Here is a 23,516-nt window from a genome sequence, read left to right as displayed (position 1 = left end):
CCACCGTCGCCTCTCGCGCAAACTTGTTCGCGCAAAAAACTTAGCGCCAGCGTCGGGGCGCCAGAACCACACGACTTCGCCGTCCACGGATAGTCACGCTCGTCAGTCGCAACACCCGCGTCCACCGCATCTCACCGCAACGTTCGTGACGATCGCGAGCCGCCCCTCATTCGGGTGAGACGCGCGGAGTTAAATCACTGATTTGCCCGACGGGTTAAGCGATTTATTTTTCGCGCGAGGGCTGGACGACCCAAATCACGTTGGAATCGCGGACGAATTTTTCTCCGCCGTCATTCCGGGGCGATGCGAAGCATCGAGCCCGGAATCCATTTAACCACAGAGTATGTTGCCCGATGGATTCCGGGCTCGCGCCAAGAGGCGCGCCCCGGAATGACGGAGAGTGAGAGGCCCGTGGCCCATCCCTCGAGCCGCCGCTTGCGCGGCTCCTCGGGATGAGGACCGTCATTTCGGAGAACGAAAGGCCGCCCGCTGCTACGGGCAGTTCATCTCACGCGTAGCGGCCGTGGCAGTGCTTGTACTTCTTGCCGCTTCCGCAGGGGCAATCCTCGTTGCGGCCGACTTTGCCCCAGGTGGCGGGATTGTTGGGATCTCGGTCGGAGGGGGCCGTCTTCGGCACCAGCGAGGCGTTGGCGAAGGACATCTCGTCCTCGCCGGTGTTCGGATCGAACTTGTGCGCTTCCATCGCCGGCAGCACCGGCCGCTCCTCCTCCGGCGGGATGATCTCGACCCGCATCAATTGCGCGGTGACGGCCTCGCGCAGATGCGAGCTCATCTCCTGGAAGAGATTGAAGGCTTCGGTCTTGTACTCCTGCAGCGGATCGCGCTGGCCATAGCCGCGCAGGCCGATCACCTGGCGCAGATGGTCGAGCATGATCAGGTGCTCGCGCCAGAGATGGTCGAGCGTCTGCAACAGGATCGTCTTCTCGACGTAGCGCATCACGTCGGGACCCCATTGCGCGACCTTGGCCGCCATGCGCTCGTCGACGTTCTTCTCGATCCGCGCCAGCAATTCCTCGTCGGCGATGCCCTCTTCCTTGGCCCATTCGTCGACCGGCAGGTCGACATCGAGCACGCGCGTCAACTCGTCCTTCAGCCCCGCCGTATCCCACTGCTCGGCATAGGCATGCTCGGGGATATGCTTGGCCACCAGGTCCTCGATAAAGGCGTGGCGCATATCGGTGACGGTCTCGGCGACACTCTCGTCCCTCATCAATTCGACGCGCTGGTCGAAGATCACCTTGCGCTGGTCGTTCTGGACGTTGTCGAACTTGAGCAGGTTCTTGCGGATATCGAAGTTGCGCGCCTCGACCTTCTGCTGAGCCTTCTCCAGCGCCTTGTTGATCCAGGGATGGATGATCGCCTCACCCTCTTTCAGGCCGAGCCGGGTCAGCATGCTGTCGAGCCGGTCGGACCCGAAGATGCGCATCAAATCGTCTTCCAAAGACAGGAAGAATTTCGAACGGCCGGGGTCGCCCTGGCGACCGGAACGGCCGCGGAGCTGATTGTCGATGCGGCGGGATTCATGCCGTTCGGAGCCGATGATGTAGAGGCCGCCGGGCTTGGCCACCGTCTTCGCCGGCTTGCTGCCTTTCGCCGGTTCGACCTCGACCACCTCCTCGGCTTTCAAGACGATTTCGCGGAAGCGCTCGATGTCGGCCTTGATCTGCTCGATCTTCGTCGCCTTCTCGGCTTCGTCGGTGATGGTAGCCGTCTCCTGCTGGATCCGCATCTCGAGCGAACCGCCGAGCTTGATGTCGGTACCGCGGCCGGCCATGTTGGTTGCGATCGTGATCGCGCCGGGCACGCCGGCTTCGGCGACGATATAGGCTTCCTGCTCGTGGAAGCGCGCGTTCAGCACCGCGAACAGCTTGGCCGGCTTGCCGGCACGGGCCGCGGCATAGAGCTTGTCGAGCGCGCCGTGATTGCCAAAGTCGATCTGCTTGTAGCCGTGCTTGCGCAAGTACTCAGCCAGCACCTCCGACTTCTCGATCGAGGCGGTGCCGACCAGCACTGGCTGCAGCCGCTTGTTGGCGCGTTCGATCTCGGAGAGGATCGCGGCGTATTTCTCCGTCTGCGTGCGATAGACCTCGTCATCCTCATCGAGGCGCGCGACCGGCAGGTTGGTCGGAATCTCCAGGACTTCGAGCTTGTAGATGTCGAACAGTTCGTCGGCCTCGGTCGCGGCCGTGCCGGTCATGCCCGCCAGCTTCTCGTACATCCGGAAATAGTTCTGGAAGGTGATCGAGGCCAGCGTCTGGTTCTCCGGCTGGACCTGAACGTGTTCTTTCGCTTCCAGCGCCTGGTGCAAGCCTTCCGAGTAACGTCGGCCGGGCATCATGCGTCCGGTGAACTCGTCGATGATGACGACTTCGCCATCGCGGACGATGTAATCCTTGTCGCGGGTGAACAGCGTGTGTGCGCGCAGCGCCTGGTTGACGTGATGGACGACCGAAACGTTCTCGACGTCGTAGAGCGACTCGCCCTTGAGCTGGCCGGCGTCGCGCAACAACCCTTCGAGCTTTTCCATGCCGCCTTCAGTCAGCGTCACCGTACGCTGCTTCTCGTCGACCTCGTAGTCGGACTTGTCGAGCTGGGGAAAGAAGGTGTCGATGGTGTTGTAGAAGTCCGAGCGGTCGTCGAGCGGGCCGGAGATGATGAGCGGCGTCCGCGCCTCGTCGATCAGGATCGAGTCGACCTCGTCGACGATGGCGTAATAGTGCCCACGCTGGACCATGTCCTCCAGGCGATACTTCATGTTGTCGCGGAGGTAGTCGAAGCCGTATTCGTTGTTGGTGCCGTAGGTGATGTCGCAGCCATAGGCCGCCTTGCGCTCGGCGTCGTCGAGCCCGTGGACAATCACACCGGTCGTCATCCCGAGGAAGGAATAGATCTGGCCCATCCAGCCGGCGTCACGGCGGGCGAGGTAATCGTTGACGGTGACGACATGGACGCCGCGGCCAGCGAGCGCGTTGAGATAGACCGCCAGCGTCGCCACCAGCGTCTTGCCTTCGCCGGTCTTCATCTCGGCGATGTCGCCCTCGTGCAGCACGATGCCGCCGATCAGCTGCACATCGAAGTGGCGCTGGCCGAGGGTGCGCTTGGCGGCCTCGCGGACGGTGGCGAAGGCTGGAACCAGGATGTCGTCGAGCGTCTTGCCGTTAGCCAGCTCCTGGCGGAATTCGGCGGTGCGGGCCTTCAGCGCTTCGTCCGAAAGCTTTGCGAGCTCGGGCTCCAATGCGTTGATGGCGTTGACGCGGGATTGGTACCCCTTCACCCGCCGGTCGTTGGCGGAGCCGAACAATTTGCGGGCGAGCGCGCCGATCATGCGTAGTTCCTGTTCTTCTGCGTTGCAACCAGAGCGTGGTGCAGCCGATTATCTATCAACTCACCGTGACGCGCCCCGGCAACGGCCCAAACCCGGGCCCGATCCGCCAATTGAGTGGGAAGCAAGCAATCCAAGGTTCACGGCCAAAAACGTAAGCAAAATGAGTGCTATCGCCATTGACACGATCCGGCACAGATATGGCCCGCCCCGGGGGTTGTCAACGCTCGCAAGATGTCAAGGAATTCATCATTTTGTCAGACTTTTCGCGTTGCCAAGCGGGCTTGGTTGGGCGAGTGTCCGCCCCGCTCAAAAGAACGTCCCCTGTTCGAGACAAGTTAAGGATTTTGCATGACGACGTCGTTCGCGGAAATGAAACCCGGCTTGCGTATCGGGCTCGCATCCCTGGCCGTGACCGGCTCGATCGCTGCGGTTCTCGCCTTCGGCCTGCCGGTCCGCGCCGAGGATTCCAATCCGGTGCTCGCCAAGGTCAACGGGCAGGAGATCCGGCAGAGCGACGTGGCGATTGCCGAAGAGGAACTCGGGCCGAGCCTGCAGCAAATGGACTCCGCGACGCGGAAGGACAACCTGCTGGCCTTCCTGATCGACATGAAGATCGTCGCCAAGGCCGCCGAGGACAAGAAGGTCGACAATACAGACGAGTTCAAGAAGCGCCTCGCCTTCACCCGCAACCGGCTGCTGATGGACAGCCTGCTCTCCAGCGAGGGCAAGGCTGCAACCACCGACGATGCCATGAAGAAGGTCTATGACGAGGCCTCCAAGCAGATCACCGGCGAGCAGGAGGTGCATGCCCGCCATATCCTGGTCGAGACCGAGGACGAGGCCAAGGCGATCAAGGCCGAGCTCGCGAAGGGCGCCGATTTCGCCGAGCTCGCCAAGAAGAAATCGAAGGATCCCGGCGCTTCCGATGGCGGCGATCTCGGCTTCTTTACCAAGGAGCAGATGGTGCCGGAATTCTCCGCCGTCGCGTTTTCGCTTGAGCCGGGCAAGATCTCCGACCCCGTGAAATCGCAGTTTGGCTGGCACATCATCAAGGTCGAGGAGAAGCGCAACCGCACCGCGCCTCCGTTCGACCAGGTGAAGACCCAGATCGAGACCTATGTGACCCGCAAGGCGCAGGCCGACTACGTCGCCAAGCTGCGCGAGGCCGCCAAGATCGAGCGCATGGACAAGCCGGAAGAGACCGCCAAGAGCGACTCCAAGCCGGCCGAGGCGGCCCCCACCAAGCCGTCCGACTCCAAGATGGCGCCTCCGGCGAAGAAGTAGTCAGGTGGTCGTCCCGGCGAGGGCCGGGACCCATACTCCGCGGTGCTGGTTGCTTGCATCGCTGCGACGTCCTTTCTTAAACAATCGATGACGGTGGTTATGGGTGCCTGCTTTCGCAAGGGACGACACCGTGACTGTGTCGCGGCCGCACTCCCGCTCCGACAATTGAAATGATACAGAGCGCTTCCCTCCTCGAAGCCGGAAGCACTCCATGCCCACCGCCGTTTCTCCCCTCGCCCCGACCGATGTTCCCGATTTGCCTGCGATCGCGGGCGTCAGGCTTGCGACGGCGGCGGCCGGCATCCGCTACAAGGGGCGCACAGACGTGCTGCTTGCGGTGATGGACAAGGGCACCACGGTGGCCGGCGTCTTCACCAAGTCCAAGTGCCCGTCGGCGCCGGTGGAATGGTGCCGTGCCAAGCTCGGCAAAGGCGGAGCTTCTAAGGGAGGATTTGCCCGCGCGCTGGTGGTCAATTCCGGCAATGCCAACGCCTTCACCGGCAAGACCGGCAAGCAGGCGACCGCGCTGACCGCGCAGATCGCCGCCAAGGCGGTCGGCTGCAGCGTCAACGAGGTGTTTCTGGCCTCCACCGGCGTGATCGGCGAGCCGCTGGATGCGACCAAGTTCGACGGCGTGCTGGCGACGCTGGCCGAGCAAGCTGCACCCGGCGACTGGATGGACGCAGCGAACGCGATCATGACCACGGACACCTTTCCGAAGGTCGCGACCGCGACCGTGAAGCTCGGCAAGGCCAAGGTGACGATCAACGGCATGGCCAAGGGCGCCGGCATGATCGCGCCCGACATGGCGACGATGCTCTCCTTCATCTTCACCGACGCGCCGCTATCATCAGCTGCGCTGCAGCAGCTCTTGAAGAGCGGCGTCGAGGACACCTTCAATGCCGTCACCATCGACGGCGATACCTCGACATCGGACACGCTGCTGGCATTCGCGACCGGCACCGCTGCCGCTGGCGGCGCGCCGAAAATCAGCCGCGCCAGCGACCCGCGCCTGAAAGCGTTCGCCAAAGCGTTTCGCGACGTGCTCGCAGACCTTTCCGAACAGGTGGCGCGTGACGGCGAGGGCGCGCGAAAGCTGGTCGAGATCATCGTCGATGGCGCCACCACCAAGGCGTCGGCACGCAGAATCGCGATGTCGGTGGCGAACTCGCCGCTGGTGAAGACCGCGATCGCGGGGGAGGACGCCAATTGGGGCCGTGTGGTGATGGCGGTCGGCAAGGCTGGCGAGCCAGCCAATCGCGACAAGCTCTCGATCGCCTTCAACGGCATCCGCGTCGCCAAAAGCGGCGCCCGCGATCCGTCCTACAACGAGGCGGAAGTGTCGCAGGCGATGAAGGAGCCGAAGATCCAGATCAAGATCAATCTCGGCCTTGGCAAGGGCCGCGACCGCGTGCTGACCTGCGATCTCACCAAGGAATATGTCGCGATCAACGGCGATTATCGATCGTGATGCGCCGCTTTCTCCCCGTCATTCCGGGGCGATGCGAGAGCATCGAACCCGGAATCCATTGCTCCACCAATACCTGACGCCCGATGGATTCCGGGCTCGCGCTTCGCGCGCCCCGGAATGACGGCGGAGGCGCCGTCACAGGGCGGCGGATTACGCTTTTCGCTTTCGCCCGTTAAAGCTACAGAGAGCTGGAACGCCAATTCGCCCTGCAGTTCTGCATGACCGACATCAAACTCACCCTCGTGGTTGCCTGCGCACTCATTGACGCCGACAAGCGCGTGCTGCTGGCGCAGCGCCCGGCGGGCAAGCCGATGGCCGGGCTGTGGGAATTCCCGGGCGGCAAGGTCGAGGCAGGCGAACGGCCGGAAGCGACACTGATCCGCGAGTTGCACGAAGAGCTCGGCATCACCGTCGCCGAGCCCTGCCTAGCGCCGCTGACTTTTGCGAGCCACCCCTACGAGACGTTCCACTTGCTGATGCCGCTTTATATCTGCCGCCGCTGGGACGGCATGGTGACGGCACGCGAGGGACAGAACCTCGCCTGGGTCCGCGTCAACAAACTGCGCGACTATGAAATGCCGGCGGCGGACATTCCGCTGATCCCGCATCTGATTGATCTGTTGTTGTAAGCGTTCACCCTCCCCTGAAAGGGGAGGGCCGCATGCAGCGAAGCGGAATGCGAACCGGGGAGGGGTCAGATCTCTCCGCTCGGCAGTGTCACTCGTGGAGAGACTTGACCCCTCCCCGCCGCTCATTTCATTCGCGTCGACCCTCCCCTTTTAGGGGAGGGTGACCTATCCGCTTCACCGCCTCTTCCAAACTCGCTTTCGCCGAACCCGGCCGCAGCGGCTTGGGCTGGCTTTCATGCGGGGCCCACCCGGAGAGCCAGATCACGTCGAAGGTGGCGCGGATGCGGCCGTCAGGATCGGCGAAGCGTTCGGCATAGATCTGCGCCACCCGCAAAAGGGTGGCGCGGCGGGTCGGCGTGTGGCGCCGCTCGACCAGGATGTTGGTTCCGCCCATGCGCCGCAATTCCTGCATCAGCGCAAAGGCATTGTCGTAGCGCACCACGATGCGATCGACATCGGTCACCGGCAGTGCGAAGCCGGCACGCTGCAACAGCGCGCCAACATCACGCAGATCGGCGAATGGCACCACGCGCGGCGACACGCCGCCCTCGCATTCGGCTTCGGCGGCGGCAAAGGATTGCCTGAGCTCGGTCAGCGTATCGCCGCCGATCATCGCCGCCAGCAGCAGCCCGTCGGGCCTCAGCGCGCGACGGATCTGCGCCAGCACGCCGGGAAGATCATTGACGAACTGGAAGGCGAGCGCGGAGACCGCAAGATCGACCGAGCCCGGCTGCAGCGTAAGGACTTCCGACGCCTCGAACACAACTTCGTGGACCGACTTGCATCGCCCGCGCAAGAGATCATGGAGTGCGTTGCCCGGCGTCCAGATGTCTGCGGCATCGGCAAACTCCCGCATCACCGCCTGCAATCGCTCCGCCATGTCTTCAGTGACGCGCTCGAGCAGGAACGTGACCGGCGCATCGCGCCGCGCGCGCTTCAGCCGCGCCGACAAAAGAGCGCGATCGAACAATACGGGTGTGGTCGGGTTGGCGGCCATGCCGGTTGGTTACGCCCTGCTCCCGCCTCTGGCAACGCCGTGCTTGAGCTGACGCCTTCGCAACGCTAGCCTCGTTCCATGGGCGCCGAGGCATCACCATCCCGTTCCATCGCAAACCATCTGCGCGGCGCGTTGAGCGTTGCGCAGGGAGCATGGACGCATGCAGCACGGCTCGTGCTCGACATTGCGCTGCCGACGCTGTGCGTTTCGTGCCGCGAGCCGGTCGATGGCGAGGGCGTCTGTGCCGCCTGCTGGGCCAAATTGTCGTTCATTGCTCCACCCTTCTGCCCGCGGCTCGGCATCCCCTTCGTCTACGATCCCGGGCCTCAGCTGTTGTCGATGGAAGCGATCGCCAATCCGCCGGCCTACCAGCGCGCCCGGGCCGCGGTGCGCTATGACGACGTTGCGCGCACGCTGGTGCATGCATTGAAATACCAGGACCGTACCGATCTGGCGCCGGCAATCGGCCGCTGGATGGCGCGGGCGGGGAAGGAATTGCTGTGCGACGCCGATGTTTTGGTGCCGGTTCCCCTGCACTGGCGGCGCGGCTGGAGCCGCCGCTACAACCAATCCGGCGCGCTTGCCCGCGTCATTTCGCGCCAGAGCGGCGTTGCGCTCGCCTCCGATGCGCTGCGCCGGGTGCGGTCGACCGAGCAGCAGGTCGGATTGTCGCGGGCGCAGCGGGCGACCAATGTCCAGGGCGCGTTCAAGGTGGCGCCGGACAGTGGCGCCGAAGTCCAGGGCCGCCGTGTGATCCTGGTCGATGACGTCCTGACCTCCGGCGCGACGGTTGACGCCTGCGCGCGGGCGCTGTTGCGCGCCAAAGCCGCGCAGGTCGACGTGCTGGTGTTCGCCCGGGTTGTCGATAGCCACAAAGCTCCCATATAATCCGGACCAATCTCACAACCGAGCGCTCCATGACCGCTGCGATTGAAATCTACACGCGCCCGGGCTGCGGCTACTGCACCGCGGCCAAGTCGCTTCTGACCCGCAAGAACGCGGCGTTCACCGAGTTCAACATTGCCAGCAATCCGTCCTATCGCGACGAGATGTACCAGCGGGCCGGCGCCGGTTCGACCTTTCCGCAGATCTTCATCGGCAACACCCATGTCGGCGGCTGCGATGATCTCTATGCGCTCGACCGCGAGGGCAAGCTCGATGATCTCCTAGCCAGCGAAGGCGTGGCTTAATGAGTGCCGACAACACCTTCACCGCCGCCATGGTGCAGATGCGTACCTCGCTTCTGCCCGAGCCGAGCCTCGAGCAGGGCATCAAGCTGGTGCGCGAGGCGGCGGCGCAAGGCGCGGACTATGTGCTCACGCCCGAAGTGAGCAACATGATGCAATTGAACCGCAAGGCGCTGTTCGAGCATCTGGCTTCGGAAGAAGACGACAAGTCGCTGAAGGCTTATCGCGCGCTTGCGGCGGAATTGAAGATCCATCTCCATATCGGCTCGCTGGCGCTGCGCTTCTCGCCGGAGAAGGCGGTCAACCGCTCCTTCCTGATCGGCCCCGACGGCAATCTGCTCGCCAGCTACGACAAGATCCATATGTTCGATATCGATCTGCCCGGCGGCGAGAGCTATCGAGAATCCGCCAATTACCAGCCGGGCGAGACCGCCGTGATCTCCGACCTGCCGTGGGGCCGGATCGGATTGACGATCTGCTATGACGTGCGCTTCCCGGCGCTCTACCGCGCGCTTGCCGAAAGCGGCGCTTCCTTCCTCACCGTGCCCTCCGCCTTCACTCGCAAGACTGGGGAGGCGCATTGGCACGTTCTGCTGCGCGCCCGCGCCATCGAGACCGGCTGCTTCGTGTTTGCCGCCGCGCAAGGAGGCCTGCACGAGAACAAGCGCGAGACCTATGGTCATTCGCTGATCATCGACCCCTGGGGCGAAATCCTCGCCGAAGGCGGCGCCGAGCCGGGCGTGTTCCTGGCGAAGATCGATCCCGCCAAGGTCGTGACCGCGCGCCGGGCGATCCCCTCGCTGCAGCATGGGCGGCGCTTCACCGTCGCCGACCCCAAGGCGGGTCCGGAGCATCTGCACCTCGTCCGGGGCTCGGCATGATCCGATACAACCTGCGCTGCGAACAGGGCCATGCCTTCGAAAGCTGGTTCCAGAGTTCGTCGGCTTATGATTCCCAGGTCCGCCGCAAGCTCGTGACCTGCCCGACCTGCGGCACCGCGAAGGTCGAGAAGGCGATTATGGCGCCGCAGATTGTTGGCCGGAAGGGCCGGGACAAACCTGCTCCCGAGCCTGCGCCGGCTACGGCTGCGGAGCCGACAGCAAGCGAAGCCACGCCGCTGATGATGGCGCAGGAGCGCGAATTGCGCGCCAAGCTGAAGGAATTGCGCGACCACATCGTCAAGAACGCCGACAATGTCGGCGACCGCTTCCCCAATGAAGCCCGCGCCATGCACTACGGCGACAAGGAACACCGCGCGATCTACGGCGAGGCCTCGCCGGAGGAGGCGCGCTCGCTGGTCGAGGAAGGCGTCGAGATCTCGCCACTGCCGGCGCTGCCGGACGACCGCAACTGAAGCTCTTTCTTATCTTGACGCGTTTTTCGTCCCGCGAACCGGTACCCACTTCGCTCGAAAACGCTCTGGCTCACGCCGCGATCAAGAGCGCTACACCGATCACAATCAGGATGATGCCGGAAAGCTCGCGCAGCGAGATCGGCTGCTTGAACGAGTAGTACGCCACGCCTTGCGCGAACAACACTTCGATCAGCGCCAGTGTCCGCACATTCGCCGCGGCCGTCAGCGCGAAGGCGAGGAACCAGAATTGCGAGGCGAACGCGCCGGTGAAGCCCGCCAGCATCGAAGGCTTCCAGAGCGAAAGGATCGCCTTGAGCACACCGGGCGCACGCAGGAGCAGATAGATCGACAGCACCAGCGTCTGCACGAACAGGCCGAACACCAGCGTGTAGGTCGACGCCGTCACGAAGGAGACGCCGGGCACGGTGATGATCGCGCCGCGAAAGCCGATCGCCGACAGCGCAAAGCAGGCCGCCGCGACCAGGCCGATGATGGTCGGCTTCACCTCCGCAAACCCCTTCTCGCCGCCGGGCCGCAGCGCTGTGATGACGACGCCGATGGTCGCGATCAGGATCGCGATCACCTTCAATAGCGTCAGGTGATCGCCGAGGAAGACAAAGCCGAAGATCGCGGTCTGGATCGCCTCGGTCTTCAGATACGCCGTGGTCACCACGAAGGAGCGCTCGTTCATCGCCAGCAGCATCAAGCCGGTGGCGACGATCTGGCTGAGCGCCCCGAGCAGGAGCCACGGCCAGAACACCTGTGGCGGCCAGGGAAGCGGATCGCCGGTCGCCGTTATGACCAGTGCAAAGAACAGGACCGAGAACGGAAAGCCGAACAGGAAGCGGATATTGGTCGCGCCCCAGGTCCCGAGCGGCCCGGTCAGCGACCGCTGCATCGCATTGCGCGCGACCTGTCCGAGCGCGGCGACGACGGTAAAGGGAATCCAGAGCGAGGAAATCGTTAGCATTTGCGGGAGAATCGTGGGCGGGCTGGCAAAACGGAAGCACCGTGGCGGGCGCCGCCCGCGCGGTCAACACGGGCGGCGCATGACAGGATTGCGCTCGGGCCGCATAAACGGTGTCGGCCCTGCGAAAGCAGCAAGGACACCGTGTGTGTGGCAATCAGCCCCTACCCCTCCTCCGCGACCACCATGTAGTTCACGTCGATATCCGATGAGATATTCCATTTGTCGGCGAGCGGATTGTAGACCACGCCGGCCTGGTCGGTGATGGTGAGGTGGTTCTGTTGCAGGTGATGCGCGAGTTCGTCGGGGGTGACGAACTTGCTCCATTGATGGGTGCCGCGCGGCAGCCAGCGCAGCACATATTCGGCGCCGACGATCGCGAGCGCAAAGCTCTTCCAGTTGCGGTTCAACGTCGAGAGCACCATCAGCCCGCCGGGCTTGAGCATCGTCGCGCAGCGCCTTACGAACACGCCGACATCGGTGACATGCTCGACCACCTCCATCGCCAGCACGATGTCGAAGCGCTCGCGCGCGTCGATCTCCTCCACCGTGGTGCAGCGATAGTCGATCGCCAGGTGCCCCTTGTCGGCATGCAATTTCGCGGCAGCGATGTTGGTGGCGGAGGGATCGATCCCGATCACCTGCGCACCGAGACGCGCCAGCGGCTCGCACAACAGCCCGGCGCCGCAGCCGATATCGAGGATACGCAAGCCGGACAGGCAGCTGAGGCTCCTGGCGTTGCGGTCAAACTTGCGGCAAGCGGCATCACGGATGTAGCCGAGCCGCAGCGGATTGATCTTGTGCAGCGGCGCCATCTTGCCGCGCGGGTCCCACCACTCCGCCGAGAGTTTTGAGAATTTTGCGACCTCGGCCGGATCGACCGTGGTGCCGGAAAAGTCAGATTGCATGGCCATGATGCACGTTGCCCCTATCGCGCCGTGATGGAATTGCGGAACGCCAGCGGCGAGGCGATCGTCTCGATCTTCTGTCTGCCTTCGCCCACGCCCTTGATGATCACGTCTCCGTAGTTGAGAAAACGCCCCATGATGCTTTGGCTGACATCGACGCTTTCGACCTTGTCGAGACTCATCTCAAACGTTTTCCGGGTGATGAAACCGGTCTTGTGGATGACCCGCAGATTGGTGACGTCGGTCTCGGTGGTCCAGCGATGGAACCAGGCCTTGACGGTCCAGTAGAGCGCCGGGACCGCCGCCACTGCCGCTGCCACAAGGCAGATCTTCATAAGCGCGTCATTGGTCGTCATGCCTGACAACACCAGCAGGATCGCAGCCACGATCCAGGCGCCGATGGCCGGCAGATAGAACACCCAGTGCGCATTGGTCGAATACAGCACCCGCTCGTCCGCCTGCAGAATTTCGTCGATATAGCGCCCCATGGAAACGCCTCAGTTAACCCCGCACCAGAGCCACCCCCATGGCCGATTCCGAGCGCCGCAGGAACCCGCTTGCCCCCGGCCGCTTCGCTATGTATACGCGCGTTTCAGCCCCCGCGCTTGGATTAAAGCGCGGGCAATCTACCTATCCTCACAAGGAATGCACGCGTCGTCATGGGCCGCCTCGTGATGAAGTTCGGCGGCACCTCCGTCGCCAATATCGACCGAATCCGCAACGTCGCACGCCATGTCAAACGCGAGGTCGATGCCGGGCACGATGTAGCCGTGGTGGTCTCGGCCATGTCCGGCAAGACCAACGAGCTGGTGGCCTGGTGCAGCGAAGCCTCGCCGATGCACGACGCGCGCGAATATGACGCCATCGTGGCCTCCGGCGAGCAGGTCACCTCGGGTCTCCTGGCGATCACGCTGCAGAGCATGGGTATCCAGGCGCGGTCCTGGCAAGGCTGGCAGATCCCGATCAAGACCTCCGATGCGCATGCCTCGGCGCGCATTCTCGATATCGACGGCACCAAGATCATGAACCGCTTCAAGGAGCGGAAGGAGGTCGCGGTCATTGCCGGCTTCCAGGGTATCAACCCGGAGACCGGCCGCATCACCACGCTTGGCCGCGGAGGTTCCGACACCTCGGCGGTGGCGATCGCGGCGGCCGTCAAGGCCGACCGCTGCGATATCTATACCGACGTCGATGGCGTCTACACCACCGATCCACGCGTGGTGCCGAAAGCGCGCCGGCTCAAGAAAATCGCGTTCGAGGACATGCTGGAATTGGCGTCCCAGGGCGCAAAAGTCCTGCAGGTTCGCTCAGTGGAACTCGGCATGGTGCACAACATGCCGATCTTCGTCCGTTCCAGCTTCGACAAGCCTGAAGATGTCGACCCGCATGGCACGCCGCCGGGCACGCTGATCTGCAGCGAGGAGGAAATCATGGAAATGCACGTCGTCACCGGCATCGCCTTCTCCAAGGACGAAGCCCAGATTTCCGTGCGCCAGATCGAGGACAAGCCGGGGGTGGCGGCCGCGATCTTCGGCCCGCTCGCGGATGCCAACATCAATGTCGACATGATCGTGCAGAACGTCTCCGAGGACGGCAAGACCACGGACCTCACCTTCACCGTTCCCGCGACCGACTACGCCCGCGCCCGCGACACCATCACCGCGGCCAAGAGCAAGATCGGCTACCAGCGCTTCGACAGCGCCACCGACGTCTCGAAAGTCTCTGTCATCGGCAGCGGCATGCGCAGCCATGCCGGCGTCGCCGCCAAGGCCTTTGCCGCGCTCGCCGCGCGCAACATCAACATCCGCGCCATCACCACCTCCGAGATCAAGTTCTCGGTGCTGATCGATGCCGCCTACACCGAGCTCGCGGTGCGCACGCTGCACACCCTCTACAGCCTCGACCAGGCTTGATCTTCACCTCTCCCGAAGCGAGAGGTCGAATTCGAAGCGAGAATTCGGGTGAGGGGTCCCTCGATAGAGCGGAACCCCTCACGCGCGCTGGAGCCTGTCATCGGGCGCGCCTTCGGCGCCACCCGTTGGCCGCCACCTCTTCCCATGGGAGACGTGACATGGGAGAGGTGAACGGAGCTGCCGCGCGGATCCAACCCACGTTTCTCGCGGTTGCGAGTAAGAATTTCTCTTAGCTACCGCAGCATTGGGCTGACAGAGACGTTATATATTTTGGCAGGCGTTTTGCTTGGCAAAACAAGGCTCGATTGGCTATACGGCCTGATCGGAGGTGCCGCAAACTGTGTCACAGTCTTGGCGAATCCGATTCGGCCGGGTTGCGAGCTTGCGGCGGCGCCGATGGATAAAATTGTTGGATTAGTCGAATTTCTCGCCAGCTACCGGCCACATGGCTTGCTGGCCATGTGGGGGAGGGTTTCAATCTATGCGGAGCGCTTCGGGAGGTCCCCGCGTCCTGTTGAGACGGCTCCGCGAAACCATGGCGGAGCAGGTCTCGGCCCAGGAGCGGCTCGACAAGATCGTGGTCCTGATCGCGGCCAACATGGTGGCCGAGGTGTGCTCGTGCTATGTGCTGCGCGTCGATAACACCCTCGAGCTCTACGCTACCGAAGGTCTGAACCGCGACGCCGTCCACAGGACAGTGCTGAGCGCCCATGAGGGCCTGGTCGGCCTCGTCGCCAGTGAAGCCACGCCGCTCAACCTGAGCGACGCGCAAAGCCATCCCGCCTTCTCGTATCGCCCGGAGACCGGCGAAGAGATCTATCACTCGTTCCTCGGCGTGCCGATCCTGCGCGCTGGCAACACGCTCGGCGTTCTGGTGGTGCAGAACCGCGCCAAGCGCACTTACGTCGAGGAAGAGGTCGAGGCGCTGCAGACCACCGCCATGGTGCTGGCGGAGATGATCGCCTCCGGCGAATTGGCGGCGCTGGCGCAGCCGGGCGCCGAGCCGGCGGCGCGGCACTCGCTGCACAAGACCGGCACCGTCCTCTCCGAGGGCATCGCGCTCGGCCATGTGGTGCTGCACGAGCCGCGCGTCGTCATCACCAACTATATCGCCGAGGATCTGCCTAAGGAGATCAAGCGGCTGGATGCGGCACTGACCAAGCTGCGCGCCGATCTCGACCGGCTCCTGGAGCGCGGCGACGTCGCCGACGGCGGCGAGCATCGCGACGTGCTGGAAGCCTATCGCATGTTCGCCAACGACCAGGGCTGGTCGCACAAGCTGCATGAGGCGGTTGCCACCGGCCTCACCGCCGAAGCCGCGGTCGAGCGCGTGCAGTCCGACACCCGCGCGCGCATGCTGCGCTCGACCGATCCATACCTGCGCGACCGGCTGCACGACCTCGAGGATCTCGGCCATCGCTTGATGCGGCAACTGGTCGGCCAGGACCACGCCCCGTCACGAGAACAGTTGCCCGACAACGCGATCCTGATCGCCCGCGCGATGGGCCCGGCAGCGCTGCTAGACTATGACCGCAAGCGATTGCGCGGCCTGGTGCTGGAGGAAGGCACCGCCAATTCGCACGTCTCGATCGTGGCGCGCGCGCTCGGCATCCCCGCGGTCGGCGAGGTGCCGAATGCGCCCGGCATCGCCGATCCTGGCGATGCCATCATCGTCGATGGCCTCTCGGGCGAGATCTATGTCCGCCCCTCGGCCGAGATCGAATCCGCCTATGCCGAGCGGGTCCGGTTCCGGGCACGGCGGCAGGCGCAATATTCGGCGCTGCGCGACAAACCCTGCGTGACCAGGGACGGCCAGCCGATCGAGCTCCTGATCAATGCCGGCCTGACCATCGACCTGCCGCATATCGACGACACCGGCAGCGCCGGCATCGGCCTGTTCCGCACCGAGCTGCAGTTCATGGTAAGCCCGAACCTGCCGCGCTCCAGCGACCAGCTCGCGCTCTATCGCACCGTGCTGGATGCGGCGGGGTCGAAACCCGTCACCTTCCGCACGCTCGACATTGGCGGCGACAAGGCGCTGCCCTATATGGAGACCGTGGTCGAAGAGAATCCCGCGCTCGGCTGGCGCGCGATCCGGCTCGGCCTTGATCGTCCGGGACTGTTGCGCGGCCAGATCCGTGCGCTCTTGCGCGCTGCTGGCGGGCGTGCGCTGAAGATCATGTTCCCGATGATATCGGACGTTACGGAGTTCGATCAGGCCAAGGCTATTGTCGAGCGGGAACTGACTTATCTGCGCCAGCACGGCCATTCGCTGCCCGAACGCGTCGACGTCGGTACGATGGTCGAGGTTCCGGCGCTGCTCTATCAGCTCGACGAGCTGTTGAAGCGGGTCGATTTCCTCTCGGTCGGATCGAACGATCTGTTCCAGTTCCTGTTTGCGGTCGACCGCGGCAATGCCAAGGTCTCGGAGCGGTTCGACACCCTGTCCTCGCCGATCCTGCGCGCGCTGCGCGACATCGTGCGCAAGGCGCAGGCCACAAAGAAGGTCGCCTCGCTGTGCGGCGAGATGGCATCGAAGCCGATCGGCGCGCTGGCGCTAATTGCGCTCGGCTATCGCTCGCTGTCGCTGTCGGCGACCGCGCACGGCCCGGTGAAGGCGATGATCCTCGAGCTCGACGCGAACAAAGCTGAAGCGATGATCAACCCGCTTCTGGACGCGCCGACCGGCAGCGTGTCCATCCGCGAGAAGCTGACGGAATTTGCGGAAGCCGAAGGGCTCATCTTGTAGCGACGCTCTCGCCAGAGACGCCGCCCTGCCCTTTCCGTCGATTGAGAACTGTCCATGCTACCCGAAGCCAAACTTGATGTCCTGCTCGCCCATCACGCCTCGCTGGAGGCGGAACTGCTCGGCCAGGTGAATTCGGAACGCTACGTCCAGATCACCCGCGAGCTCGCCGAGCTCAATCTGCTGATCGAGGCGGTGAAGGCCTATCGCGCCGCGCGCACCGAGCTTGCCGACATCCAGAGCCTGATCGCCGATCCCTCAACGGACGCAGACATGCGCGGCATGGCCGAGGCCGAGCTCGAGACACTGCATGCGCGCCTTGCCGAGCTCGAGCAGAAGATCCGCATCGCGCTGTTGCCGAAGGATGCCATGGACGACCGCAACGTCGTGCTGGAAATTCGCGCCGGCACCGGCGGTGACGAGGCTTCGCTGTTCGCGGGCGACCTGTTCCGCATGTATGAGCGCTTCGCCGCGCTGCAGGGCTGGAAGGTCGAGGTGATCTCGGCGAGCGAAGGCACGGTCGGCGGCTACAAGGAAATCATCGCCGAGGTGCAGGGCCGCGGCGCATTCGCCAAACTGAAATTCGAATCCGGCGTGCATCGGGTGCAGCGCGTGCCCGATACCGAGACGCAGGGGCGCATCCACACCTCCGCCGCCACGGTGGCTGTGCTGCCCGAGGTCGAGGACGTCGATGTCGACATCAAGAACGAAGACTTGCGGATCGAGACCATGCGGGCGCAGGGCGCCGGCGGCCAGCACGTCAACAAGACGGAATCGGCGATCCGCATCACCCATATCCCGACCGGCATCGTGGTGATGATGCAGGACAGCCGCTCGCAGCACAAGAACCGGGCATCCGCGATGAACATCCTGCGCTCGCGCATCTATGATGCAGAGCGCCAGCGCGCGGAGGCGGCGCGCTCTGCCGACCGCAAGGAAAAGGTCGGCTCCGGCGATCGCAGCGAGCGCATCCGCACCTATAACTTCCCGCAAGGCCGCGTCACCGATCATCGCATCAACCTGACGCTCTACAAATTGCCGCAGGTGATCTCGGGCGAAGCGCTCGGCGAATTGATCGGCGCGCTGACCACCGAGCATCAGGCGGCGCAACTCGCTGCGCAGGGCGCGGCGGCGTGATGGCTCTCGTAGCCCGGATGAAGCGCAGCATAATCCAGGGCCGACGGAGCGGGTTGCGCGAGTCCCGGATTGCGCTGCGCTCCATCCGGGCTACGGATCATGAGTGACTTCGCCGGACAGACCATCGAAACAGCACGACGCGCGCTCGCGGCGCGCTTCAAATCGGCGGCGATCGATTCAGCCGAGCTTGATGCGCGCATGCTGCTCGGCGCGGTGCTCAAGCTCGATCTCACCGGCCTGATCACGGCGGCAGGCCGGACGCTGACGGGGAGCGAAGCTGCAGAACTGGAGGCGTCCGCTCGCCGTCGCCTCGCCGGTGAGCCGGTCGCGCGCATCCTCGGGCAGAAGGAATTCTGGGGATTGCCGCTAAAACTCTCCGCTGCGACACTGGTGCCGCGACCCGACACCGAAACCGTGGTCGAGTTCGCGCTTTCGATCCTGCGTGCGGACGGAGCTTTGGAAAAGCCGCTGCGGATCGCCGATCTCGGCACCGGCACCGGCGCCATCCTGCTGGCGCTGCTTTCCGAGCTTCCTGCGGCGGAGGGCATCGGCACCGACATCAGCGCGGAGGCACTCGAGACGGCGCACGCCAATGCGCTGGCGTCGGGCCTTGGCGGTCGCGCGGCCTTCATCGCCTGCGACTATGCTTCAAGCCTTTCCGGCCACTTCGACCTGATCGTCTCGAACCCGCCCTATATCCCGTCTGTGGATATTGCCGGCCTCGCGACCGAGGTGCGCCAGCATGACCCGCTTGCTGCGCTCGATGGCGGCGCCGACGGGCTGGATGCCTATCGCGCGCTGATCCCGCAGGCCGCCGGTTTGCTGGTCCCTGGCGCTGCCCTGGTTGTCGAATCAGGCATCGGACAGAGCGAGGCGATTGAAGCTTTGATGACGGCAGCTAGGCTCGTCCCGGCCGGTCCACCAAGGGCCGATCTGGCAGGCATCCCACGGGCGGTGGCGTGCCGCAAATTGCCGCGATAAAGTCCTATTGGAACGCAAAAAAACCTCTTGGAATATCCCACGGGAACGACTACGTTCCACTCATGACATCGGTTTGGCCCCGTACGTTTAACGGGTGAAGACCAGGGTTCTCACCGAGAGCCCGCCGATCAAAGGTTCCAAAACGCAGGTCTGTTTGAGCGCAATAGCCGGGGCTGTGCTGCTCTCGACCGCCAAGCGAACGAAAGCCTGTATTGCGCTTGAAGACTTACGTCAGAGAACTGGGCTTGCCTCGGCAGGCTGAATAATTGATCCGCAGGCCGACCGGCCGGCGGTTGGGGAACGCGTCTTTGCTCAACGCGATGGTTGGCGAACTTCGACATTGATCCGAATGGCATCGTGATGCGGTGCGCGCTGGCGTGTGCGCCGGTTGAACGGACAACGTCCACCGCAACGGCAATTTCAACGCTGGTAACTTAGGGCTGGAATACAAAGGCGAGACATGAGAAACGGTCAGAACAACAAGCGGATGCGCAACCGGAACAACAATAATAACAACAACAACCGGCGCGGTCAGAACCCGTTGACGCGGGTGTTCGAATCGAACGGACCCGACATCAAGATCCGCGGCACCGCTTCCCACGTTGCGGAAAAATACGTTCAGCTGGCGCGTGACGCACGCTCGTCCGGCGATCCGGTCGCTGCTGAGAACTACTATCAGCATGCCGAGCACTACTTCCGCATCATCGCCGCGGCCCAGGAGCAGCTTCGGCAGAATCAGCAGCAGCCGCCCCGCGTCGACAACAACGATGTGGCGACCGAAGAGGGCGACGATGACGACGGCTATTCGAGCTTCGGGCAGGAGCCAGGCTTCGTGCCACAACCGCCCTATGCGCGCGAGAACAATCAGCAACCCTATCATCGCGACCAGCAGCCGCGAGAACATCGCGAGCGCGAGCATCGTCCGCAGCCGCAATACCAGCCGCTTCCGCAGAACCAGCCGCAGCCGGTGATCGCAGACAATGGCGGCGTCGACCGCCTGCCCTCCTTCATCACCGGAGGCGCGCAGCCGCAGGTCAATGGCAATCATGAGGGCACTGGCGGCGGAGAACGCAGCGAACGTAGCGAGCGCTTCCCGCGCCGTCGTCGCCGCCCACACGGCCCGCGCCCGGACATCGCCGCACAGCCGCAGCCGAGCGAAGACTTCAATCCGGGGAATGAGTAGTTAGCCCGCGACAAGAAAGTAGGGTGGGCAAAGCGACTTCCACGCCGCGGTCCATCCACGAATAACGACGGAAGCGTGCCCACCACCACGAGCGCAGCACTTGGTGGAGGGCACGTTTTGCTTTGCCCACCCGATTCTACTCTTCAACGTTAATTAGCCGCGCGACGGCGACGGCACGAGCACCGGTTGCAGCGAGGGGATGAGCCGTGCGCGTTCGCGGTTCGCGGGGATCGCGCGATAGACCTGCTTGGTTGCTTCCACGATGTGGACCCCCGCGAACGGCAATGACAGCGCCGCACCAAGGCGCTCCCACGCCATCGCCCAGCGCAGGAACCAACTGCCCGCAACCGGCGGCATGAACAGCGCCTCACCCCAGGCCGTCGGCGTAAACCAGGTCTGCCGCAGCAACTGCGTGATCTGCGCCCGCGAATAGGGCCGGCCATGGCCGAACGGCGTGTTGTCGGTGCGCGTCCATACGCCGCGGCGATTGGGGATCACCGCAATCAGCCGGCCGGACGGCGCCAGCACCCGCCACACCTCGCGGAGCAGCCGCTCCGGATCATCCGACATCTCGAGCGCGTGCACGAGCAGCACGCGATCGACCGCGGCGTCCGCGAGCGGCATCGAGAATTCGTCAACCAGGGTCGCCAGCGCCGGCCTGCCTGTCGGCCATTTCAGAACCCCCTGCGACGCCGGCATGAACGCGATGCATCGCTCACAACCCTCGCGGAACAGCCCGAGATAGGGGGTGGGATAGCCGAGTCCAAGCACGCGCTGGCCTTCGGCCTTCGGCCATCGCTCGCGGATGCCGCGATTGATCAATTGGCGCGCCACGATGCCCAGGCGCTGCGAATAGAAATCGCGGAGATCGATGACGTCCATTCAGCCAACCTAGAGCATGATCCGATCAGATGGAAATTGGATCATTTGAGCATGATCGCCGCGCAAACGCTTTGGTTTGTCGCGAGGGAAAACCGGTACCCGCCTTGCGCCAACGCGCCCCTCCGCGGTTGGATCATGCGGCGCCGTCACGCGCATGTTCCCGGAAATTGCATTGTCGCGGGGGCGTCAACGCCATATTTCCCGCACATATAGGGCGTGTTAGCCTTAACGCCTTGGCCGTTCGCGGGAGCTATCATGACTGCTGAAATCCGTCTCTTCACCTGCCTGACCGACAATTTCGGCTATCTGGTCCACGATCCCGCCACCAAGGCCACCGCCTCGATCGATGCGCCGGAAGCCGGCCCGATCATCGCGGCGCTGGAGCGCGAGGGCTGGAATCTGACCGACATCCTGATCACGCACCATCATCATGACCATGTCGGCGGGGTTGCCGAACTCAAACAGAAATATGGTTGCCGCGTCGTCGCGCCGCACGACAAGACCACGGCGATCGCCAATGTCGACCTGCGCGCCGCCAATGGCGACGTGATCAAGGTCGGCAGCCTGCTCGCCCGGGTGCTGGAGACGCCGGGCCATACGCTTGACCACATCTCCTACGTGTTCGACGGCGAGAAGGCGGTGTTTGCCGCCGACACCTTGTTCTCGATCGGCTGCGGCCGGGTGTTCGAGGGTAACTATCCCATGATGTGGGATTCGCTTTTGAAGCTGCGCGCGCTGCCGGACGATTTCCGCCTCTATTGCGGCCACGAATATACCGCCTCCAATGTCAAGTTCGCGCTGACAGTGGAATCAGACAATCCCGCGCTGAATGCGCGCGCCGAGGAGGTGACGCGGCTGCGCGCGGAGAACAAGCCGACGATCCCGACGCTGCTTGGCGAGGAGAAGAAAGCCAACGTCTTCCTGCGCGCCGACGAGCCGGCGGTGGCCGCCAAGCTGCACATGAAGGGCGCCGAGGGAGCGCAGGTGTTCGGCGAATTGCGCGAGCGCAAGAACAAATCCTGATGCCCAAGCCCCCCGCCGCCGAGATCATCGCACAGCTTGAGCTCAAGCCGCATCCCGAGGGCGGCCATTACCGCGAGACGTTTCGCGATAACGAGGCGGATGCGAGCGGGCGAGCGCGCTCGACCGCGATCTATTTCCTGCTCGCGCACGGCGAGCGCTCACATTGGCATCGCGTCGATGCGGTGGAGATCTGGCACTATTACTCAGGCGATGCGCTGACCTTGCGGATCGCCGATGCGGACGGACAGCGCGAGATTCGTCTCGGACCCGATCTCGCAGCCGGCGAAGTGCCGCAGGCGATCGTGCCGGCGCATGCGTGGCAGGCTGCGGAGTGCACCGGCGATTGGACCCTGGTCGGATGCACCGTCGCGCCGGCGTTCGAGTTCGCGAAATTCGAGCTGGCGCCGAAGGGCTGGGAGCCCAAATAGCTTCGTGGCGCCGTAGGGTGGGCAAAGCGTAGCATGCCCGCCAACAGCACTCCGTCCGCTGTCATTCCGGGATGCGCCGCAAGGCGCAGGCCCGGAATCCATCAGGCCGTACGCGCAGTTGGAGACATGGATTCCGGGCTCGATGCTGTCGCATCGCCCCGGAATGACGAGCGGCAAGAATGCTCACCGCTTTCTCCACATATCCCTCGCGGCGATCAGGCCGCCGCCCGCGATCAGGGCCGCGGCGATGGCGATCGTAGCGGTCGGCTGCGCGAAGCCGGCGACAATCAGGAACGCGGTCGAGAGCAGCGGCGTTGCATAGGAGGCCGCACCAAGCACGCGGATGTCGCCGCGCTTCATGCCAATGTCCCAGGTGAAGAAGGCGGCGCCGACCGGACCGACCCCGAGTGCCGCGATGGCAAGCCATTGCCCTGATGTCTCCGGCCAGACCGTGGTCTCAACCATCTCATGCACGATTGCCGCGAGCAGCGCGGTGACAAGGCAGAAACCGGCCACCGCATCCGTCGGCACCGATTTGAGCCGGCGCGACATCACCGAATAGCTGGCCCACACAAAGGCCGCGACGAACGCCGCGGCAAGACCGGGGATCTGGCCCGGTGTGAAACCGCTGGTGTTGCCGGCGAACAGCAGCACCGTCCCAACAAGCCCTAAGATGGCGCCGATGATGTGATGCGGCGCGAGCCGCTCGCCGGGCAGAAACGCGGAGAACAGCACGATGAGCAGCGGCCAGAGATAGTTCAACAGCCCGGCTTCCGCGGGCGGCGCAAAGCGCAGCGCCAGGAAATACAGCGCGTGATAGCCGAACAGGCCGCCAACACCGACGACCCAGGCAGCCGGCGGCTGCTTCAGCGCGCCGAACGCGGAGGGACGAAAGATGAAGGTCGCGAAAGCGACCAGCGCGCCGATCGCGAACGTCATCGCTGCAAGCTGGAAGGCGGGAATCTTGCCGGTCGCGACCGTCAGCACGGCGAGCAGCGACCACATGATGATCGCGGTCAGGCCGATCAGGGTAGCGGTGCGGGCGGTCATTGATATCATTGTGAGCGAATGCGAGAGCAG

General features: G+C 64.1%; 21 protein-coding genes. 14 read left to right on the top strand and 7 right to left on the bottom strand.

What is annotated here, in order from left to right; genetic code table 11:
- Positions 1-508: 508 nt before the first annotated feature.
- Positions 509-3,346: a preprotein translocase subunit SecA gene (gene secA / locus J6497_RS16805; RefSeq protein ID WP_225705379.1), complete on the bottom strand. Its 2,838-nt coding sequence runs from the start codon at positions 3,344-3,346 to the stop codon at positions 509-511.
- Between the two features lie 348 nt (positions 3,347-3,694).
- Here secA and J6497_RS16800 point away from each other — a divergent pair, with 348 nt between their 5' ends.
- The 3 genes from J6497_RS16800 (at position 3,695) to J6497_RS16790 (ending at position 6,730) form a co-directional block, all read left to right on the top strand.
- Entirely contained in the window at positions 3,695-4,630 is a 936-nt protein-coding gene (locus J6497_RS16800; RefSeq protein WP_225705378.1) for a peptidylprolyl isomerase, read from the top strand.
- A 211-nt stretch (positions 4,631-4,841) separates the two neighbouring features.
- Positions 4,842-6,101 (top strand): bifunctional glutamate N-acetyltransferase/amino-acid acetyltransferase ArgJ, encoded by a 1,260-nt coding sequence (gene argJ, locus J6497_RS16795; RefSeq protein WP_225705377.1) that lies wholly within the window; start codon positions 4,842-4,844, stop codon positions 6,099-6,101.
- Between the two features lie 218 nt (positions 6,102-6,319).
- Positions 6,320-6,730 (top strand): (deoxy)nucleoside triphosphate pyrophosphohydrolase, encoded by a 411-nt coding sequence (locus J6497_RS16790; RefSeq protein WP_225705376.1) that lies wholly within the window; start codon positions 6,320-6,322, stop codon positions 6,728-6,730.
- A 127-nt stretch (positions 6,731-6,857) separates the two neighbouring features.
- Here J6497_RS16790 and J6497_RS16785 read toward each other — a convergent pair whose 3' ends face one another.
- Entirely contained in the window at positions 6,858-7,727 is an 870-nt protein-coding gene (locus J6497_RS16785) for a methyltransferase domain-containing protein (protein ID WP_225705375.1), read from the bottom strand.
- Positions 7,728-7,805: 78 nt separating this feature from the next.
- Here J6497_RS16785 and J6497_RS16780 point away from each other — a divergent pair, with 78 nt between their 5' ends.
- The 4 genes from J6497_RS16780 to J6497_RS16765 are packed head-to-tail and all read left to right on the top strand — an operon-like array spanning position 7,806 to position 10,268.
- The gene (locus tag J6497_RS16780) at positions 7,806-8,615 is read left to right on the top strand and encodes a ComF family protein (protein WP_225705374.1); all 810 of its coding nucleotides are present in this window, start codon (positions 7,806-7,808) and stop codon (positions 8,613-8,615) included.
- A gap of 29 nt (positions 8,616-8,644) precedes the next feature.
- Positions 8,645-8,917 carry a glutaredoxin 3 gene (gene grxC, locus J6497_RS16775; protein WP_225705373.1) on the top strand — a complete coding sequence of 91 codons (273 nt, stop codon included), beginning with the start codon at positions 8,645-8,647 and terminating at the stop codon, positions 8,915-8,917.
- On the top strand, positions 8,917-9,795 hold the full coding sequence (locus tag J6497_RS16770; RefSeq protein ID WP_225705372.1) for a carbon-nitrogen hydrolase family protein: 879 nt from the start codon (positions 8,917-8,919) through the stop codon (positions 9,793-9,795). The genes grxC and J6497_RS16770 overlap by 1 nt, the downstream gene beginning before the upstream one ends.
- On the top strand, positions 9,792-10,268 hold the full coding sequence (locus J6497_RS16765; RefSeq protein ID WP_225705371.1) for a DUF1178 family protein: 477 nt from the start codon (positions 9,792-9,794) through the stop codon (positions 10,266-10,268). Before J6497_RS16770 ends, J6497_RS16765 begins: the two co-directional genes overlap by 4 nt.
- Before the next feature lie 70 nt (positions 10,269-10,338).
- Here J6497_RS16765 and J6497_RS16760 read toward each other — a convergent pair whose 3' ends face one another.
- From J6497_RS16760 to J6497_RS16750, 3 genes are all read right to left on the bottom strand, one after another.
- Positions 10,339-11,238 carry an EamA family transporter gene (locus J6497_RS16760; protein WP_225705370.1) on the bottom strand — a complete coding sequence of 300 codons (900 nt, stop codon included), beginning with the start codon at positions 11,236-11,238 and terminating at the stop codon, positions 10,339-10,341.
- 161 nt (positions 11,239-11,399) lie between these two features.
- Positions 11,400-12,149: a bifunctional 2-polyprenyl-6-hydroxyphenol methylase/3-demethylubiquinol 3-O-methyltransferase UbiG gene (gene ubiG / locus J6497_RS16755; RefSeq protein WP_225705369.1), complete on the bottom strand. Its 750-nt coding sequence runs from the start codon at positions 12,147-12,149 to the stop codon at positions 11,400-11,402.
- A 14-nt stretch (positions 12,150-12,163) separates the two neighbouring features.
- Complete coding sequence (locus J6497_RS16750; RefSeq protein ID WP_225705368.1) at positions 12,164-12,631, bottom strand: PH domain-containing protein; 468 nt, start codon at positions 12,629-12,631, stop codon at positions 12,164-12,166.
- A 171-nt stretch (positions 12,632-12,802) separates the two neighbouring features.
- On the opposite strand from J6497_RS16750, the gene J6497_RS16745 reads away from it, so the two are divergent.
- From J6497_RS16745 to J6497_RS16725, 5 genes are all read left to right on the top strand, one after another.
- Positions 12,803-14,056: an aspartate kinase gene (locus J6497_RS16745; protein ID WP_225705367.1), complete on the top strand. Its 1,254-nt coding sequence runs from the start codon at positions 12,803-12,805 to the stop codon at positions 14,054-14,056.
- A gap of 481 nt (positions 14,057-14,537) precedes the next feature.
- Positions 14,538-16,805 (top strand): phosphoenolpyruvate--protein phosphotransferase, encoded by a 2,268-nt coding sequence (gene ptsP, locus J6497_RS16740; RefSeq protein ID WP_225705366.1) that lies wholly within the window; start codon positions 14,538-14,540, stop codon positions 16,803-16,805.
- A gap of 48 nt (positions 16,806-16,853) precedes the next feature.
- The gene (prfA, locus tag J6497_RS16735; RefSeq protein ID WP_225705386.1) at positions 16,854-17,939 is read left to right on the top strand and encodes a peptide chain release factor 1; all 1,086 of its coding nucleotides are present in this window, start codon (positions 16,854-16,856) and stop codon (positions 17,937-17,939) included.
- A gap of 99 nt (positions 17,940-18,038) precedes the next feature.
- Complete coding sequence (prmC, locus tag J6497_RS16730) at positions 18,039-18,920, top strand: peptide chain release factor N(5)-glutamine methyltransferase (protein WP_225705365.1); 882 nt, start codon at positions 18,039-18,041, stop codon at positions 18,918-18,920.
- Positions 18,921-19,380: 460 nt separating this feature from the next.
- The gene (locus J6497_RS16725) at positions 19,381-20,103 is read left to right on the top strand and encodes a DUF4167 domain-containing protein (protein ID WP_225705364.1); all 723 of its coding nucleotides are present in this window, start codon (positions 19,381-19,383) and stop codon (positions 20,101-20,103) included.
- Positions 20,104-20,256: 153 nt separating this feature from the next.
- Here J6497_RS16725 and J6497_RS16720 read toward each other — a convergent pair whose 3' ends face one another.
- A complete protein-coding gene (locus J6497_RS16720) occupies positions 20,257-20,985 on the bottom strand; it encodes a methyltransferase domain-containing protein (protein WP_225705363.1) in 729 nt (242 codons plus the stop codon).
- 255 nt (positions 20,986-21,240) lie between these two features.
- On the opposite strand from J6497_RS16720, the gene gloB reads away from it, so the two are divergent.
- Positions 21,241-22,008: a hydroxyacylglutathione hydrolase gene (gloB, locus tag J6497_RS16715; protein ID WP_225705362.1), complete on the top strand. Its 768-nt coding sequence runs from the start codon at positions 21,241-21,243 to the stop codon at positions 22,006-22,008.
- A complete protein-coding gene (locus J6497_RS16710; protein ID WP_225705361.1) occupies positions 22,008-22,436 on the top strand; it encodes a cupin domain-containing protein in 429 nt (142 codons plus the stop codon). The genes gloB and J6497_RS16710 overlap by 1 nt, the downstream gene beginning before the upstream one ends.
- A 183-nt stretch (positions 22,437-22,619) precedes the next feature.
- Here the strand turns inward: J6497_RS16710 and yddG are convergent, their stop codons facing one another.
- Complete coding sequence (yddG, locus tag J6497_RS16705) at positions 22,620-23,486, bottom strand: aromatic amino acid exporter YddG (RefSeq protein WP_225705360.1); 867 nt, start codon at positions 23,484-23,486, stop codon at positions 22,620-22,622.
- Positions 23,487-23,516 lie beyond the last annotated feature (30 nt).

The organism is Bradyrhizobium cenepequi, assembly GCF_020329485.1.
Taxonomy (GTDB): domain Bacteria; phylum Pseudomonadota; class Alphaproteobacteria; order Rhizobiales; family Xanthobacteraceae; genus Bradyrhizobium; species Bradyrhizobium cenepequi.
Note: the sequence above shows the minus strand (reverse complement) of the source record. Positions and strands in the feature narration are given on the sequence as shown.

Bases quoted from the DNA above. Each gene is read 5' to 3' on its own strand.
- secA (WP_225705379.1), bottom strand. From the start codon at position 3,346: ATGATCGGCGCGCTCGCCCGCAAATTGTTCGGCTCCGCCAACGACCGG.
- J6497_RS16800 (WP_225705378.1), top strand. From the start codon at position 3,695: ATGACGACGTCGTTCGCGGAAATGAAACCCGGCTTGCGTATCGGGCTC.
- argJ (WP_225705377.1), top strand. From the start codon at position 4,842: ATGCCCACCGCCGTTTCTCCCCTCGCCCCGACCGATGTTCCCGATTTG.
- J6497_RS16790 (WP_225705376.1), top strand. From the start codon at position 6,320: ATGACCGACATCAAACTCACCCTCGTGGTTGCCTGCGCACTCATTGAC.
- J6497_RS16785 (WP_225705375.1), bottom strand. From the start codon at position 7,727: ATGGCCGCCAACCCGACCACACCCGTATTGTTCGATCGCGCTCTTTTG.
- J6497_RS16780 (WP_225705374.1), top strand. From the start codon at position 7,806: ATGGGCGCCGAGGCATCACCATCCCGTTCCATCGCAAACCATCTGCGC.
- grxC (WP_225705373.1), top strand. From the start codon at position 8,645: ATGACCGCTGCGATTGAAATCTACACGCGCCCGGGCTGCGGCTACTGC.
- J6497_RS16770 (WP_225705372.1), top strand. From the start codon at position 8,917: ATGAGTGCCGACAACACCTTCACCGCCGCCATGGTGCAGATGCGTACC.
- J6497_RS16765 (WP_225705371.1), top strand. From the start codon at position 9,792: ATGATCCGATACAACCTGCGCTGCGAACAGGGCCATGCCTTCGAAAGC.
- J6497_RS16760 (WP_225705370.1), bottom strand. From the start codon at position 11,238: ATGCTAACGATTTCCTCGCTCTGGATTCCCTTTACCGTCGTCGCCGCG.
- ubiG (WP_225705369.1), bottom strand. From the start codon at position 12,149: ATGGCCATGCAATCTGACTTTTCCGGCACCACGGTCGATCCGGCCGAG.
- J6497_RS16750 (WP_225705368.1), bottom strand. From the start codon at position 12,631: ATGGGGCGCTATATCGACGAAATTCTGCAGGCGGACGAGCGGGTGCTG.
- J6497_RS16745 (WP_225705367.1), top strand. From the start codon at position 12,803: ATGGGCCGCCTCGTGATGAAGTTCGGCGGCACCTCCGTCGCCAATATC.
- ptsP (WP_225705366.1), top strand. From the start codon at position 14,538: ATGCGGAGCGCTTCGGGAGGTCCCCGCGTCCTGTTGAGACGGCTCCGC.
- prmC (WP_225705365.1), top strand. From the start codon at position 18,039: ATGAGTGACTTCGCCGGACAGACCATCGAAACAGCACGACGCGCGCTC.
- J6497_RS16725 (WP_225705364.1), top strand. From the start codon at position 19,381: ATGAGAAACGGTCAGAACAACAAGCGGATGCGCAACCGGAACAACAAT.
- J6497_RS16720 (WP_225705363.1), bottom strand. From the start codon at position 20,985: ATGGACGTCATCGATCTCCGCGATTTCTATTCGCAGCGCCTGGGCATC.
- gloB (WP_225705362.1), top strand. From the start codon at position 21,241: ATGACTGCTGAAATCCGTCTCTTCACCTGCCTGACCGACAATTTCGGC.
- J6497_RS16710 (WP_225705361.1), top strand. From the start codon at position 22,008: ATGCCCAAGCCCCCCGCCGCCGAGATCATCGCACAGCTTGAGCTCAAG.
- yddG (WP_225705360.1), bottom strand. From the start codon at position 23,486: ATGACCGCCCGCACCGCTACCCTGATCGGCCTGACCGCGATCATCATG.